13 protein-coding genes are annotated in these 14,951 nt (G+C 52.2%); 7 read left to right on the plus strand and 6 right to left on the minus strand.

The genetic code is table 11. The annotated features are described in order from the left end of the window. Positions 1-72: 72 nt before the first annotated feature. Positions 73-1,191 carry a hypothetical protein gene (locus tag AB5Y82_RS02070; protein ID WP_236322989.1) on the plus strand — a complete coding sequence of 373 codons (1,119 nt, stop codon included), beginning with the start codon at positions 73-75 and terminating at the stop codon, positions 1,189-1,191. A 496-nt stretch (positions 1,192-1,687) separates the two neighbouring features. Further along, a complete protein-coding gene (locus tag AB5Y82_RS02075; RefSeq protein ID WP_236322988.1) occupies positions 1,688-2,053 on the plus strand; it encodes a DUF2061 domain-containing protein in 366 nt (121 codons plus the stop codon). A gap of 132 nt (positions 2,054-2,185) precedes the next feature. On the opposite strand, the gene AB5Y82_RS02080 is transcribed toward AB5Y82_RS02075, so the two are convergent. Continuing rightward, positions 2,186-2,566, minus strand: a complete 381-nt coding sequence (locus AB5Y82_RS02080) for a hypothetical protein (protein ID WP_005335561.1) — start codon at positions 2,564-2,566, stop codon at positions 2,186-2,188. 293 nt (positions 2,567-2,859) lie between these two features. Here AB5Y82_RS02080 and AB5Y82_RS02085 point away from each other — a divergent pair, with 293 nt between their 5' ends. Continuing rightward, entirely contained in the window at positions 2,860-3,456 is a 597-nt protein-coding gene (locus tag AB5Y82_RS02085) for an MliC family protein (RefSeq protein ID WP_368173593.1), read from the plus strand. Between the two features lie 38 nt (positions 3,457-3,494). On the opposite strand, the gene AB5Y82_RS02090 is transcribed toward AB5Y82_RS02085, so the two are convergent. Beyond that, positions 3,495-4,670: an aspartyl protease family protein gene (locus AB5Y82_RS02090; RefSeq protein WP_368173594.1), complete on the minus strand. Its 1,176-nt coding sequence runs from the start codon at positions 4,668-4,670 to the stop codon at positions 3,495-3,497. 797 nt (positions 4,671-5,467) lie between these two features. Here AB5Y82_RS02090 and AB5Y82_RS02095 point away from each other — a divergent pair. The 4 genes from AB5Y82_RS02095 (at position 5,468) to AB5Y82_RS02110 (ending at position 8,222) form a co-directional block, all read left to right on the plus strand. Further along, a complete protein-coding gene (locus tag AB5Y82_RS02095) occupies positions 5,468-6,121 on the plus strand; it encodes a DUF2806 domain-containing protein (protein WP_368173595.1) in 654 nt (217 codons plus the stop codon). 220 nt (positions 6,122-6,341) lie between these two features. After that, on the plus strand, positions 6,342-6,803 hold the full coding sequence (locus AB5Y82_RS02100; RefSeq protein WP_201296118.1) for a hypothetical protein: 462 nt from the start codon (positions 6,342-6,344) through the stop codon (positions 6,801-6,803). A 165-nt stretch (positions 6,804-6,968) separates the two neighbouring features. Beyond that, positions 6,969-7,463, plus strand: a complete 495-nt coding sequence (locus AB5Y82_RS02105; RefSeq protein ID WP_159144319.1) for a hypothetical protein — start codon at positions 6,969-6,971, stop codon at positions 7,461-7,463. A 273-nt stretch (positions 7,464-7,736) separates the two neighbouring features. After that, positions 7,737-8,222 (plus strand): GNAT family N-acetyltransferase, encoded by a 486-nt coding sequence (locus tag AB5Y82_RS02110; RefSeq protein ID WP_144714126.1) that lies wholly within the window; start codon positions 7,737-7,739, stop codon positions 8,220-8,222. 123 nt (positions 8,223-8,345) lie between these two features. Here AB5Y82_RS02110 and eno read toward each other — a convergent pair whose 3' ends face one another. The 4 genes from eno to relA form a co-directional block, all read right to left on the minus strand. Continuing rightward, positions 8,346-9,647, minus strand: coding sequence for a phosphopyruvate hydratase (gene eno, locus AB5Y82_RS02115; RefSeq protein ID WP_005335583.1), 1,302 nt, complete (start codon positions 9,645-9,647; stop codon positions 8,346-8,348). 89 nt (positions 9,648-9,736) lie between these two features. After that, positions 9,737-11,374, minus strand: coding sequence for a glutamine hydrolyzing CTP synthase (pyrG, locus tag AB5Y82_RS02120; RefSeq protein ID WP_005335584.1), 1,638 nt, complete (start codon positions 11,372-11,374; stop codon positions 9,737-9,739). A 141-nt stretch (positions 11,375-11,515) separates the two neighbouring features. Beyond that, positions 11,516-12,313, minus strand: coding sequence for a nucleoside triphosphate pyrophosphohydrolase (gene mazG / locus AB5Y82_RS02125; protein WP_042079921.1), 798 nt, complete (start codon positions 12,311-12,313; stop codon positions 11,516-11,518). A gap of 73 nt (positions 12,314-12,386) precedes the next feature. Then, complete coding sequence (relA, locus tag AB5Y82_RS02130; RefSeq protein WP_005335588.1) at positions 12,387-14,600, minus strand: GTP diphosphokinase; 2,214 nt, start codon at positions 14,598-14,600, stop codon at positions 12,387-12,389. Positions 14,601-14,951: the final 351 nt, after the last annotated feature.

Here is a 14,951-nt window from a genome sequence, read left to right on the forward strand (position 1 = left end):
CCCTTAACAGGGCGTTATAACACAGTAAAATTTCAACATCTTGAGGTATTAATGTTTAAGAATGAAGCAGAGATGCAACAACGTATCGCAGAATATGCACATCGATTTGGTGGTCTGAGTGAGTTAATCGAAGAGCATGATTATGAGGCAGGTAACTCGTTAGAAGAGGACTTGATCATTGAGTCTTATAATTATTGTTTAGAGTCATTGTATGAGACTGAATTAATTACTGAAAATGAAAATATATCTTTATTTGATAAACAAATTCTCAAACCAGACTTCCTGTTGTTTGACCCAGGGTACGAAAAGTTCATAATTGTTGAACTTAAAAATTCTAAAGGGGCTACTCGTGAAGCTGGTACTGAGTTAGGTGCTTACTCAAACGTAATCAAAACTCATTTTCCGATGATCGCCGATAGTGATATTGCATTTGTTGTAATTTCCTCAGATTGGCCAACATTACTCAAAAACTATCTATTCAATGAAATTTTTTGGCATAAGAGAAAGATACTATGTCTTGAGCCTGTGGCTCAAGAAGGCTCATCATTTAGACTACAGTGTTTAAACCCTAAAGCGCTTTTTGAGCAAAATGTAAAGACAACATTTAGCAACAAGAGCTTTTCTGGGATGCAGTATTGTATATATGGGAGTGGTATATATAGCGGTGACCCTATTGAAAAATTGGATGATAATATTTTTCAGATTAAGGCTTCATTTGAGAGAATAATTAGAAAGTCTCAGCAACACAATTCTCATGGTTTTGCATTTCTTTGGAAAGATTTTCGTAAAGGCTCCTTGGCTAGGTATAGCATAACGCTTGTCGATATTAATCCTTTTGAAAAGTATCAAGGTTCAATAATTAATCTAGAAAATCGATTTACAGAAAAATTATTTAATTGTCTAAGTGAGCATGAAGTTTCAGGTATGACTGGAACCACTATAGACTCTATGAGGAATGGTGGTTATTTTCTAGAAAATATAGCATCTCCAATTCCTGAAGGTTCTTTACCATGGGGCGAGTTAAAAAAAATTATGCTACAAAATTGTGAATTGATATCTTTCAAATCATGGGGTGTTGTAGCTGATCTTTATGATGAATTTTTATGTGATTTGTATTTAACTTCAAATGTAGATTATGAGTACGATAATCCAGATTTGGGTATCAGGTTTACTGAGTCGATAATACGATAGTTGTGTTATAACAAACTGTTCAAGAGGGATTCGCAACGCGTGGCATTTTCACTATGCGTTGGTTTTAGTGTTTAAGGTGGTGTGCGGTTGCTTCGATATTGCGTTGCTCACCCCTTAACAGGGCGTTAGGCATTACAACCAACAAATCTGGGAAACAAATCTGGGACACCCACCTTTCTGAGCAAGGCGCAGCATAGCCAGAACCCAAAGGATGGGTGTCCAAGGTCTTCTGTACAGGGTCGAGTGGCTCAACAAGGTCTCAGAGTAGTAATAGCGGCCCTGTGCCCCGGTAGACAGAAAAGCGAAGCCCCGTCACGGGGCTTCCTGTTTTTATCCGGCCTGCCCGAAATGCTGGCACACCGCGAGCCTGCCTCACGGCAATGCGGAGGCACTGTTACTTTGATAGGTTCTCTCTATTTTGGCAATAGATGAGAATAGTTTTCATTTAATCTCATTTCGGCGGATACTCACATCATCAACAGAGGGAGCCGCCATCATGAAAAAGACCATCAGCTTTGCCATCCTGCACTTCGGTGTTGCCTTTACCGTGGCCTACCTGCTGACCGGTGAACTGCTGACCGCCAGCCTGATCGCCCTGATCGAGCCCGCCGTCAACACGGTCGCCTTCTACTTTCATGACCTTGGCTGGCACAAGCTCAAGCCAAAGCACAGCCTGCAGGCCAAGACCAGCAGCTTCGCGGTGGTCCACTTCTCGGTGGCCTTCGGTGTGGCCTTCCTGCTGAGCGGCGAGCTGCTCACCGGCGGCGTGATGGCGATGATCGAACCGGCCATCAACACAGTGGTGTTCTTCTTCCACGAGCGGCTGTGGCGCGCTCACAGTCAGCAACTGGCGCTGGCCTGATCGACCGGGCAACCCGCCTCCCCCCTTTATCGCGGCCACAAAAAACCCGACATTCCGGCAAGGAGTGTCGGGTTTTTCACATCAGCAAAGATCTGTATCTGGATGCATCACCCGATGCCCCATCCATAACGATCAGGCTTTCTTGCAGATGGGGTCAACGATAAAGGCATTCTGATCAAACTTCTGCCAGGCGCCGGTGCCGACCCCATCGACCACCAGAATGGAGACCACGCCGAAATCGACAAAGATCCCGAGCAGAGTAGTGGCATCGAACGACTTGGAAACCGGCACTGTCACCGAGTAGCAATCTGCACGCTTGACCGTGATGGTGTAATTCTCTTTCTTCTTGAACGAGGTGATCACATTGCCGTGGCCCAGCAACATATCGTTGACGTAGATCTCCGCATCGGGATCCTGACTGCGAATGGAAACCTGCTGACTTGTGCCGTTAAACATGGCCGCACAACCGGACAGCATGATGGCCAGCAAGGCCCCCGTCATCAACCTGAACATAGCTAACCTTCTTGTTATTAAGAAAAGGCTGCAAATCTAGCACGCCTCTCGAACAGGAGTGAAAGCGCAATGCTGCAGGCCTGTCTGAATGCTCAAAATAGCGACCACTGCTGACCAGTTTTCAAACAAGCCGGCCTTATCCAGCAACAGTTCCCTTCCCCACTGGAGTAGCGCGGCAAAACCGGTCGCCAACACATGCTGCAGAGCAAAATGCGCTCGGCTCCCCTGCTGCATTGCCCTGTAGAGTGTGCTGTAGTAGGCAGATATCCCCTCCTCATTGCTGGAATCTATCGATGAACAAGACCTTGCTTGCCGCCCTGCTGTTTGCCCCTCTGCTCGCCAGTGCCGCAACCCCTTCCTTTGACTGCACCAAAGCGTCCGGGTCGGTCGAAACCCTGATCTGCAAGGATGCCGGACTGGCCGCCCTTGATCACGAACTGGCGGCCCTCTACCCCAAGGCGATTGCAGCGCTCTCTCCCGAGCAGCTCAAGACCGAGCGCGCCATGCAGCGCGGCTGGATCAAAGGTCGCAACGACTGCTGGAAGGGGCAGGATCTGCGCCAGTGTGTGGAGGATAACTACCTGCTGCGGATCACCGAACTGCAGATCAGCGGCGGCCAGCTGATGGTGCCGGCACCGGTCAACTACAAGTGCGGCAAGAGCGTCACTCTCTCTACCTACTTCTATAACGATGCCAAGCTGCCCGCCGCGGTAATCAACCTGAGCGAGGGCGACAAACAGCAACAAGTGCTCGCCTATGAAGCCCCCAGCGCTAGCGGCGCCCGTTATGAAGGGCAAAACCTCACCTTCTTCACCAAGGGGGACGACGCCACGCTGGAGCGTTACGGCCAGCCAACCCTCACCTGCATGGAAAATCCAACCAAGGGCTGAGGCTCATAGGGGCGGCTCGTCTTGCCGCCCCACCTTGACTAGATGGCGATATCCAGCGGTTTTCCTTCCCGCACAATCCGCAACTTGAGCGACCCCGGCTTGCCGGTGCTGAGCAGTTCACGCACCTTGTCGATATCGAGGGGACGATAAGCCACCCCGTTGATCTGTTCCAGAATGTCGCCGTTGGCCAGACCATAGGGGGCAAGATCCCGTTCATCGCTGTAGTAGACCTGCAGATGCTCGCCATCAAAACGCACCCCGATATTGCGCAGGATTGGCGGCACTTTGCGCGCCAGGCTGTCAGCGTCGTAGCAGAGCATCATCCGCCCGGGCATGATCGCAAAGCGATTGAAGCGGTTAACAAAATCCAGCCCCAGACCATACTGCTCATTGCTGTTTTCCGACACGCGCAGTTCACCGAGCTGGCGCTCATCAAAGTGCAGGCCGGTGAGGATATGGTCACGCCCCTCCACCATACCGCTGGCGTCCACCCCTTTGCGTGGCATCGCATCTTCGCCAGAGATCGCCTTCTGGCTCGCCATAAAGTCGATAAAGGCATGGTCGGCATAGCTCTGATCGGCCCCGGTATCCAGATACATGCGCACGCTGCTCTCGCCATGGGTCAGATACACTGCCGGGGAGCGGTTGTAGCTGTCTTCATAGCCGATGCAACGCTCGAAAGTCGCTGCCGACGGTGCCGTCAGCGAAGCCGTGAGCTGATGCCTGTCGCGATCAAACACCCAGTTGAAACGGCGGATGGTGTCGATCCCGAGGATGCCATCGATACGGCTGCCAAGAGACTGGGAGAAAAGATCGAAATCAACGGTTGCCCACAAATCGCTGTCATCAATGGTGACCGACCCCACCGAGAAGGGCTGCGGCTCAACAAAGCCAAGCTGCTCGCTGCCCAGTTGGCTCGAAACGCTGCTCACAGTGGCAAAATCAGCCTGATAGGCCCTGGGCAATTCGCTTAAGGTCAGCGCCTTGAAGCGGCTGGCCAGACGACGATCGATAAAGGTGATACTGGCCCCGGTATCGAGCAAAAACTGGTACTGCTCACCGGCGATGGTGACGGGGATCAGGGGGGCACTTTCGTAATGCACTGTCAGCACCGGGCCGGGTGCATTGCGTTTGGCGGATGAATCCGGGGCTGTGCAGCCTTGGACGACGAACAGGGCCAACATGGCCAGCGCCACTTTGAACTGCGACTTCATAACTCTCCTTCCCGATAGCAGATGCCCCCGCGACGCCAACGCATAATGCTATCTTGTTGATTTATAGATAAATAAGCTATTTCAGCGGGGAATGCGGACAATAACAAAGAGTTTTATGCTGGTTCAAGCCAGATATGACCATGAATATTCTATGGCGATAGCTCAAGAAGGGTTGTTCACGCTATCTCGGCGCGTCATCAATCGTTGGCAATATTTGATTAATTTATTGATCTTGCACAGAAATCCTCAATATTGAGCTTTCTCTCCACAGCGCCATAGTTAATATTGCCATTTGGCGACACTTGCCTCGTCGGAGTCTCCCATGAGCCATGCCAACCCCATCCCGTTGGTGAACAGCAGCAGACTGGAGGCTGAAATTCAGGGGCGGTAGCCATGCCGGATGGAATGGATAAGTGAACGCAGCCCACAATGACCCACCCAACATGGCAACGGCCTCATCTTTATTTCTGACCTGTTCACGCAAGCGTGATTTGGCGACGATGGAGGTGTTACGGAGTTATATGGAATGCCCTGATAACGGATTAGTACCGCCTTCCATCTAATCACTGCTAGGTTAAAAGAGGAGTTAAACATTGAGTGAAGGTAATTCTGTGGTTAATTTAGGTGATATCTCTAAGCCAGCAACGGTTTTGATTGAGAAAATATCTAATGCAGTTGGAGTTCTATATTAGCCGAGAAAAATCAAAAAGCTGGCTAAAGCCAATCCCGAAGCTGATAAGATAAAGCTTTTAGCTCAGTTAGAACTGTCAGAAATAGAACAAATAGCAATGCAGAGAGTGTTAGTTCAAGAATCTAAAAAGCAACAAAATATAGAAAAAATAACCGCACAAGCTATTAAAGAGCTTCCCGATGACTCCAATACCGATGCTCTAGACGAAGATTGGGTAGCTCATTTTTTCTCTAAATGTGAAAATGTATCTGACTTGGAAATGCAGTCACTATGGTCTAAGTTGTTGTCCAACGAGGCTAATCAACCTGGAACTTTCTCCAAACGAACTGTTGATTTTGTAGCATCGATGGATAAGAAGGATGCAAAAATGTTCACAGATTTCTGCCAATTTGTCTGGTTTCATGGTAACTGCATCCCGATGATATTTGACGTAAATGATGATATTTATAATGATGCTGGAGTGAACTTTTCTAACCTAACACACCTTGATGCAATAGGATTAATTTCGTTTGAGCCAACAGCGGGTTATGTTAGAAGAAGGCTCGGTCAATACGAACGATTTCATTACTATGGTAAGCCTACCGACCTTTATTTTAACCAGCAGAAAGACAATCAAATTAGTTTAGGAGCTGCTCTTTTAACTCAGACTGGTCATGAACTTGTAAATGTTTGTGGTTCAAAACCAAACGATGCATTTTACGATTACGTAATAAAGAAATGGTTTGAAACTGGTATTGTCACCTCAAGCCCTATAACCTAACAAACTGTTCAAGAGGGATTCGCAACGCATGGCACATTCACTATGCGTTGTTTTAGCCCGTAGGTTCGAATAGCGAAGCGTATTCGGACAATTGCGAATAAATCGGCCCCAAAAAATTTGGACAATCCACTATGTCTATAGCAAGCTTTCCTGACAAGGTGTAGATCCTCTGCCATTCACTGATTAAGCGGACGTTATTTTCATCCAACTGGAATACACCATGAAATATTCATTAAATTGGAAACCACCATTACTCTCCATGAGCAAGCGGTTCTTTATATTTATCACATTGATTTTTTCCGGGTTTGTTGCACTCCGTACATACAAAACCCAACTCGACATGGAGTTGGGCTCTTGGCTCTTTTACCAATATTTAAAAATCCTGCTAGCATCCTTCGTTGTATTGTTCGCAATGGCTCAAGCCTCCAGATTGTTTTCTGTCGAAGTAAGAAGTGAGGGTGTTGTAGGTAGAAACCGCTTCTTTCGGAAAGTATCCATACCATATGCAGAGATGGTCGGCGTGAGCATGGAAATGTTACTAATAGTAAATTGCCTGGTTATTCGCACCAACGGTCGCAAGAAAATTTATGCCCCATTTGACTTGGGTAATTTCTCCGATTTTTCAAACAAAATAGATACAGAGCTAATGAATAACAAAGCGCATTCGGAAAAACGCAAATAACCCACCACGAAATAAGCAAGGTTCGGAAGCTCCTCTTGCTGGATTGAGATTAGCCGCCTTGATGCGGCACTTTTGAAGTGCTGGCTAAGTATTTAATGATTCTGGCAGTACACTCCCTAATCATTTTGATTTTATTTTGCTATAAAAAAGATCGGAAACAAACATATGATGCCACCACAAGAAACCATATTGTACGAAAGTAACTCAACCATAATAAGCTGGCTTGGCGCAGTAGTCAGCATTGCTTGTACAATATTTTCATTGCTACTGATCGCTGGCGAACTAACCTCTTCGAAACCAATTTTTGGCATCTGGGGTTGGCTGATACTAGTGCTTACTTTTCTGGTTATGGCTATGTTCTCTACAATATTTGTCTACTCAATTCCGAGAAGTAAATATAAGGTCGTCTGGAATAAAAATGAACGTCTTCTAAAAAAGATAGGGAAAAATGTAAGTCAAGAGCTATGTGCAGCAACAGCTCCCATCAGATTACGCGCAATAAGAATAAATACTGGGAAAGCATATGTTGAATGCTTGGTAGCGACAGACGATCACAGAGAGATAACAATTGCATCATCAGGTTATACTGGAGATATTGAAAAACTGATTGATAAGATATTATTGTCAACTAATGGTGCTTGTATTAAAGAGGAAGGCTAGCCCGTAGGTTCGAATAGCGCAGCGTATTCGGACAATCGCGAATATCCCCGCCAATACATCACCAGTAATCGGAAGATCCCCTTGCGGGGTTTATATCAAACGCTTTGGCGCGATCCAAGGCGCGTCAGCCCGTAGGTTCGATTAGCGAAGCGTAATCGGACGCTCGCGATAGAAATATTTCGTGATAGTGCCAGTTGCCTTCAGAGACCGACTTTCACGCTGTCTCATTTTTTACCTGTATCTCTGCTGGCGTAACACTCCCCAAGGAGATTTATGAAGCCCGACTTAACCGGCACACGGATTGTACTGCGCACCATTGGCCCGCAGGATGCTGCCGATCTGTTCGAGATTTATGGCAATCCGCTGACCATGGAGTTTGCCTCTGATCCCTGTTTTACCTCTCCCGCCATGGTGGCGCAGTTGATGGCGAGCGTGGTGCGGCTGGAGCAAATGGGGGAGTCGCTGGAGTGGGCGATTGTCGAGCGGGAGGGCAACAAGGTGATCGGCACCTGCGGCATGCACAGTTTCAGTGAGGCGGGCCACAGCTGCGAGGTGGGCTGCCTGCTCAATGCGGCCTATTGGCGAAGAGGGTTTATGTCGGAAGCGCTGGGATTGCTGTTCGCCCACGCCAGCACGTTGGGAGTCACCCGCCTCACCGCAGATATCGATGCAGATAACGTCCGCTCTATCGCCCTGTTTGAAAAGCTGGGCTTCAAGGCGCATGCAGGGCGCTATCAGCGCATGCTCCCCATTATCTGACCCGAAACCAGAGGCATAACCCCCTCGCCTCTCAGGGCGTTGTGGCAAGGCTCAGGCATAAAAAAACCGGAACCCAGGGGTTCCGGTTTTTTTCATTCCAGCCGAGGCTGGCAAACCAGCAAATTAAGCCTGGTTTTTAACTTCTTTCAGACCGCGGAAAGGAGCTTTGGCACCCAGAGCTTCTTCGATACGGATCAGCTGGTTGTACTTGGCAACACGGTCAGAACGGCTCATGGAACCGGTCTTGATCTGGCCAGCAGCGGTACCAACAGCCAGGTCGGCGATGGTCGCGTCTTCGGTCTCACCGGAGCGGTGGGAGATGACGGCAGTGTAGCCAGCGTCTTTGGCCATCTTGATGGCAGCCAGAGTTTCGGTCAGGGAACCGATCTGGTTGAACTTGATCAGGATGGAGTTGGCGATGCCGTTGTCGATACCGCGCTTCAGGATCTTGGTGTTGGTTACGAACAGGTCGTCACCAACGATCTGGATTTTCTTGCCCAGTTCAGCAGTCTGGTAGGCGAAACCTTCCCAGTCAGATTCGTCCAGGCCATCTTCGATGGAGACGATCGGGAACTTGGTGGTCAGGTCAGCCAGGAAGTCGGAGAAACCGTTGGAGGTGAAGACACGACCTTCGCCTTTCAGGTTGTACTCTTTCTTCTCTGCGTCGTAGAACTCGGAAGCAGCGCAGTCCATAGCCAGGGTGATGTCGGTGCCCAGTTTGTAACCGGCAGCGGCAACGGCTTCAGCGATAACTTCCAGCGCTTCGGCGTTGGATTTCAGGTTCGGAGCGAAACCACCTTCGTCACCAACTGCAGTGTTGTAGCCCTTGGACTTCAGCACTTTGGCCAGGTTGTGGAACACTTCTGCGCCCATGCGAACGGCTTCTTTCAGGGTCTTGGCGCCAACCGGCTGGATCATGAACTCCTGGATGTCGACGTTGTTGTCGGCGTGCTCACCACCGTTGATGATGTTCATCATCGGCAGCGGCATGGAGTAAACACCCGGGGTGCCGTTCAGCTCGGCGATGTGGGCGTACAGCGGCATGCCTTTGGCAGCAGCGGCAGCTTTGGCGTTAGCCAGGGAAACAGCCAGGATGGCGTTGGCGCCGAACTTGGATTTGTTCTCGGTACCGTCGAGGTCGATCATGATCTGGTCAACGGTGGCCTGGTCCTTGGCATCTTTACCCAGCAGAGCTTGAGCGATCGGGCCGTTTACGGCTTCGATGGCTTTCAGCACGCCTTTACCCAGGAAACGGCTCTTGTCGCCGTCACGCAGTTCCAGCGCTTCGCGGGAACCGGTGGACGCGCCAGACGGAGCGGCTGCCATACCAACAAAACCACCTTCCAGGTGAACTTCGGCCTCAACGGTCGGGTTACCACGGGAGTCGATGATTTCACGACCGATCACTTTAACGATCTTGGACATGTGTATTTCCTCAGGTTTCGTAAAAAAACAACAAAAATATGCCAAAAAAAGCGGCTGTGGCACAGTGCCCCAACCGCATTTATTTTCAATTACTTCAAATTACGCTTCTGATACTCGCCTGCCGCCTTCACAAAACCGGCGAACAGAGCGTGGCCATCACGAGGAGTAGAGGTGAACTCCGGGTGGAACTGCGCAGCCACGAACCAGGGGTGATCCGGGATCTCGATGATTTCCACCAACTTCTTGTCGGCGGAGAGACCGGTCACTTTCAGACCTGCCGCTTCAATCTGCGGCAGCAGCTTGTTGTTTACTTCGTAACGGTGACGGTGACGCTCGTAAATGGTCGGGCTGCCGTACATCTGACGCACCTTGGAATCTTCGACCAGGTGGCAGAGCTGGGAACCCAGACGCATGGTACCGCCCAAATCAGACTTCTCGGTACGGGTCTCGACATTACCTTCTTCATCCACCCACTCGGTGATGAGGCCGACGACCGGATACGCGCAATCTTTCTTGAATTCGGAGGAGTGAGCCCCTTCCATGCCCGCCACGTTGCGAGCGAATTCGATCATGGCAACCTGCATGCCGAGGCAGATACCCAGGTAGGGGATCTTGTTCTCGCGGGCATACTGGGCAGCCAGAATTTTTCCTTCCACACCGCGCTCACCGAAGCCACCCGGCACCAGGATCGCGTCCAGACCTTCCAGCAGCTCGGCGCCACGGGTCTCGATATCCTGAGAGTCGATGTACTTGATGTTGACGGAGTGACGGGTCTTGAGACCTCCGTGCTTGAGCGCCTCGTTGACGGACTTGTAAGCGTCCGGCAGGGAGACGTACTTGCCGACCATACCGATGGTCACTTCACCAGTCGGGTTGGCCTCTTCGTAGATAACCTGTTCCCACTCGGACAAATCAGCTTCTTTGCACTCCAGACCGAAACGCTCGGTGAAGTAGGAGTCCAGATTCTGGGATTTCAGCAGTGCCGGGATCTTGTAGATGGAGTCGACGTCTTTCATGGAGATGACGGCGCGCTCGGGCACGTTGCAGAACAGGGCAATCTTGGCGCGCTCGTTGGCCGGAATGGCACGGTCGGAGCGGCAGATCAGCACATCCGGCTGGATACCGATGGAGAGCAGCTCTTTGACGGAGTGCTGGGTCGGCTTGGTCTTCACTTCACCGGCAGCAGCCAGGTAAGGAACCAGCGTCAGGTGCATGAACATGGCGTTGTTGCGGCCCACTTCGGCAGCCAGCTGACGAATGGCTTCGAGGAACGGCAGGGACTCGATGTCACCCACGGTACCGCCCACTTCGACGATGGCAACCTGATGGCCTTCGGCACCGGCAATCACCCGCTCTTTGATGGCGTTGGTGATGTGCGGGATAACCTGAATGGTGGCGCCCAGATAGTCACCACGACGCTCTTTACGCAGTACGTCGGCGTAGATACGGCCGGTGGTAAAGTTGTTGCGACGGGTCATCTTGGTGCGGATGAAACGCTCGTAGTGGCCCAAATCCAGATCGGTTTCGGCCCCGTCCTCGGTTACGAACACTTCACCATGCTGGGTCGGGCTCATGGTGCCCGGATCCACGTTGATGTACGGGTCCAGTTTCATGATGGTCACATCCAGACCACGGGCTTCCAGAATGGCTGCCAGAGAAGCTGCGGCAATGCCTTTGCCGAGGGATGAAACAACGCCACCAGTAACAAAAATATATTTGGTCGTCATGCTGAACCTGAAAGAAGTTTAGGGAATTTTAAGGGGTGCTTCGGGGATGAAGCAGGACGGGGAAACAGTATACCAAAAACCCCTCTCCCAAACAATGAGCAAAAATCTATCAGGCTCACCGCCCCCCCATCTTGCGCCAAATCAACTTTGCTCGGTTTCCTTCGCCTTATCCCAGGCGGCATCGAGCTTTTCGAGGGTGCAATCGGTCATTTTCAAGCCTTCTGCGGCGATTATCTGCTCAACCTGACGAAAACGACGTTCGAACTTGGCGTTGGCGCCTCGCAGTACCTGCTCCGGATCCTTGCCCAGATGACGCACCAGATTGACGGTGGCAAACAACAAGTCGCCGAGCTCGTCGCTCACCCGCGCCTCGTCCACATCGGCCATCAATGCCTCTTCCATCACCTCATCGATCTCTTCGTGGATCTTGTCCACCACAGGCCCCAGCGTCTTCCAGTCAAAACCGACGGTGGCGCAGCGTTTCTGGATCTTGGCGGCGCGAGTCAAGGCAGGCAGCGCCTGCGGGATATCGTCCAACACGCTCTCTTTGTCGAGGGCCGCCCGCTCTTTGGCTTTTTCCGCCTCCCAGTTCGCTTTTACCGCCTGCTCGTTGGCAAGGTCTGCATCGGAAAAAACGTGTGGGTGACGACGAATGAGCTTTTCACTCACCGTATCCACGATATCGGCGAAGTCGAACAAGCCCCGCTCTTTACCCAGCTGGGCGTAGAACACCACCTGAAACAGCAGGTCGCCCAACTCCCCTTTCAGCCCCTGCCAATCTTCGGTCTCTATGGCATCGGCCACTTCGTAGGCCTCTTCCAGAGTGTGCGGCACTATGGTCTGGAAGTCCTGTTTCAGATCCCAGGGGCAGCCGTTTTGCGGATCACGCAGACGAGCCATGATGTCGAGCAGTTGAGGCAGATCGTAACGTTGAGACATGAGATATTCGCTTTCAATTCGTTCAAAAAGGGTCGTAAATGCAGACCGGCCACTGGGGCCGGTCGGTTCGATATCAAAGCCGCTTGGCGCTGATCACATCGTTGAGCTGACTGAGCTTGGCCAACGCCCGGTTGAAGGCGTTGATGTTGTAAATCTCCAGCTCCATATCGATCTCGGCGGTCTGCTCGCGCACATTGGAGCGCGAGCGCACCCCCATCACATTGATCTTCTCGTTGGCCAGCACAGTAGTGATATCGCGCAGCAGGCCGGAGCGATCGTTGGAGATGATCCGGATGGTGAGGCCGTAGCCGCCGGAGTAGTTCTCCCCCCACACCGCATCGATCAGCCGCTCGGGGTTGCGCCGTGACAGCTCCTTGAGCTGCTCGCAATCTTCCCGGTGGATCGAGACGCCGCGCCCCATGGTGATGAAGCCCTGAATGGAGTCCCCCGGAATCGGCTGACAGCAGCGGGCAATATGGGTCATCAGGTTGCCAACCCCTTCCACCACGATATGGTCTTTGGGCTTGTGGCGCATCGGCGCATTGGCCTTCTGCTCCAGCTTCTCCAACAGGCGGCGATCTTCCTCTTCCGCCGTCGGCTTGTTGTAGCAGGTGTCGAGATAGTTGAGCACCTGGTTGATGCGGATATCGCCGCTGCCGATACCGGCCAGCAGATCGTCGGTGCTCTCCAGATTGAAGCGGCGCAGCATGTTGCCCTTGTCGATCTTGGACATGCTGAGGTTGTGGCGATCCAGCTCCTTCTCGAACAGCTCGCGACCGGCCACGATATTTTTGTCCCGATCCAGTTTTCTGAACCAGGTCGCCACCTTGGCCCGCGCCCGACTGGAGCGCAGGAAGCCGGCGTTGGGGTTCATCCAGTCGCGGCTCGGGTTCGGCTCCTTCTGGGTGATCACCTCCACCTGATCGCCGGTCTGCAGCGCGTAGGTGAACGGCACGATGCGGCCGTCAATCTTGGCGCCGATGCAGCGGTGACCGATCATGCTGTGGACGTGATAGGCAAAATCGAGCGGGGTGGCGCCAGCCGGCAGGTCGATGACATCCCCTTTCGGGGTGAAGACGTAGACCCGGTCCTCGAACACCTGACTGCGCAGATCTTCCAGCAGGGAGCCGCTCTCGGAGAGATCCTCCTGCCAGGCGAGCAGCTTGCGCAGCCACTCGATCTTGTCTTCGAAGGTGTTGGCCTTGCCGCCAGCCTGCGCCCCTTCCTTGTAGCGCCAGTGCGCCGCGACGCCGAGCTCGGCATCCTGATGCATCTGGTCGGTACGGATCTGGATCTCGACAGTCTTGCCCTCCGGCCCCACCACTACGGTGTGGATCGACTGATAGCCGTTGGGTTTGGGGTTGGCGACATAGTCGTCAAACTCGCGAGGAATGTGGTGGAACTGGGTATGGACGATGCCGAGCGCCGCATAGCAATCCTGCAGCCGCTTGGTCACTACCCGCACCGCGCGCACGTCGAACAACTCGTTGAACTCGAGGTGCTTCTTCTGCATTTTGCGCCAGATGCTGTAGATATGTTTCGGCCGACCGTACACCTCAGCGTCAACTCCCGCCTCTTTCAGGCCATTACGCAGGGATTGCACAAACTCGCGGATGTAGCGCTCGCGGTCGAGCCGCTTCTCGTCGAGCTGCTTGGCGATCTGCTTGTAGGTATCCGGGTGCAGGTAACGGAAGGCGAGATCTTCCAGCTCCCACTTGAGCTGGCCGATGCCCAGACGGTTGGCGAGCGGCGCATAGATGTTGGTGATCTCCTGGGCCATCAGCACCCGGGTCTCTTCATCTGCCGTCTTCGCTTCCCGCAGGCAGGCGATCCGCTCCGCCAGCTTGATCACCACGGCGCGCACATCCTCGACCATGGCAAGCAACATGCGACGCACGTTGTCGACCTGCTCCGGCGAGGTTTCGCTGCGATGGAGGGTCTGCAGGGAGCGGATGGCCTCCATCTCCAGCACCCCTTCCACCAGCTTGGCGATCTTGGAGCCGAAGTCCTCGTCCATCCGCTCCTGGCTGATGAGACCGGCTTCGACGAAGGGGTAGATGATGGCGGCCTTGAGGGTACCGATATCCATGCTGAGCATCTGCAGGATGCCCACCATTTCGATGCCGCGCACCAGCAGCTTACTGGTCAGCGCCTCGTCACCGAGCGTCAAACAATACTGGTAGACGGTTCGCAGCTGATCCTTTTCACTGTCACTCAAGGAGAGCGAGCTGACCCACTCTTCCAGGGTGAAGTTGTCTTTCAAATGAATATCGCGAACCGCAACCATGGTATCAATCCTTTAAATTATCGGGCCGAAAGCTGTCACTTTCTCCCCTCATGAGATTGCCTCAAATGGGGATATCCAGCGCACTTTTCAAGGCATATTGTCCAGAAAGACAATAGAGCGCACCAACAGGCCCTGCCGAACGACGAGGGTCTAGATTACCCCAATCACATCAGCTCAAACAGACGCAGACATGCCAGATTACATATCCGCATCGCCGTGCCGATGAGCAGGATTACTTCATATACACACCAGCTCAAACAGCCGCAGACATGCCAGATTACACATCCGCATCGCCGTACCGATGAGCAGGATTACTTCATATACACACCTGCTCAAACAGTAACAAACATG

This window comes from Aeromonas sp. s13 (assembly GCF_040907905.1).
Classification (GTDB): domain Bacteria; phylum Pseudomonadota; class Gammaproteobacteria; order Enterobacterales; family Aeromonadaceae; genus Aeromonas; species Aeromonas veronii.

Excerpts from the sequence above, each read along its gene's own strand:
- eno (WP_005335583.1), bottom strand. The coding sequence starts at position 9,647 with ATGTCCAAGATCGTTAAAGTGATCGGTCGTGAAATCATCGACTCCCGT.
- pyrG (WP_005335584.1), bottom strand. The coding sequence starts at position 11,374 with ATGACGACCAAATATATTTTTGTTACTGGTGGCGTTGTTTCATCCCTC.
- relA (WP_005335588.1), bottom strand. The coding sequence starts at position 14,600 with ATGGTTGCGGTTCGCGATATTCATTTGAAAGACAACTTCACCCTGGAA.
- AB5Y82_RS02080 (WP_005335561.1), bottom strand. The coding sequence starts at position 2,566 with ATGTTCAGGTTGATGACGGGGGCCTTGCTGGCCATCATGCTGTCCGGT.
- AB5Y82_RS02105 (WP_159144319.1), top strand. The coding sequence starts at position 6,969 with ATGATGCCACCACAAGAAACCATATTGTACGAAAGTAACTCAACCATA.
- AB5Y82_RS02110 (WP_144714126.1), top strand. The coding sequence starts at position 7,737 with ATGAAGCCCGACTTAACCGGCACACGGATTGTACTGCGCACCATTGGC.
- AB5Y82_RS02090 (WP_368173594.1), bottom strand. The coding sequence starts at position 4,670 with ATGAAGTCGCAGTTCAAAGTGGCGCTGGCCATGTTGGCCCTGTTCGTC.
- AB5Y82_RS02100 (WP_201296118.1), top strand. The coding sequence starts at position 6,342 with ATGAAATATTCATTAAATTGGAAACCACCATTACTCTCCATGAGCAAG.
- mazG (WP_042079921.1), bottom strand. The coding sequence starts at position 12,313 with ATGTCTCAACGTTACGATCTGCCTCAACTGCTCGACATCATGGCTCGT.
- AB5Y82_RS02085 (WP_368173593.1), top strand. The coding sequence starts at position 2,860 with ATGAACAAGACCTTGCTTGCCGCCCTGCTGTTTGCCCCTCTGCTCGCC.
- AB5Y82_RS02070 (WP_236322989.1), top strand. The coding sequence starts at position 73 with ATGCAACAACGTATCGCAGAATATGCACATCGATTTGGTGGTCTGAGT.
- AB5Y82_RS02075 (WP_236322988.1), top strand. The coding sequence starts at position 1,688 with ATGAAAAAGACCATCAGCTTTGCCATCCTGCACTTCGGTGTTGCCTTT.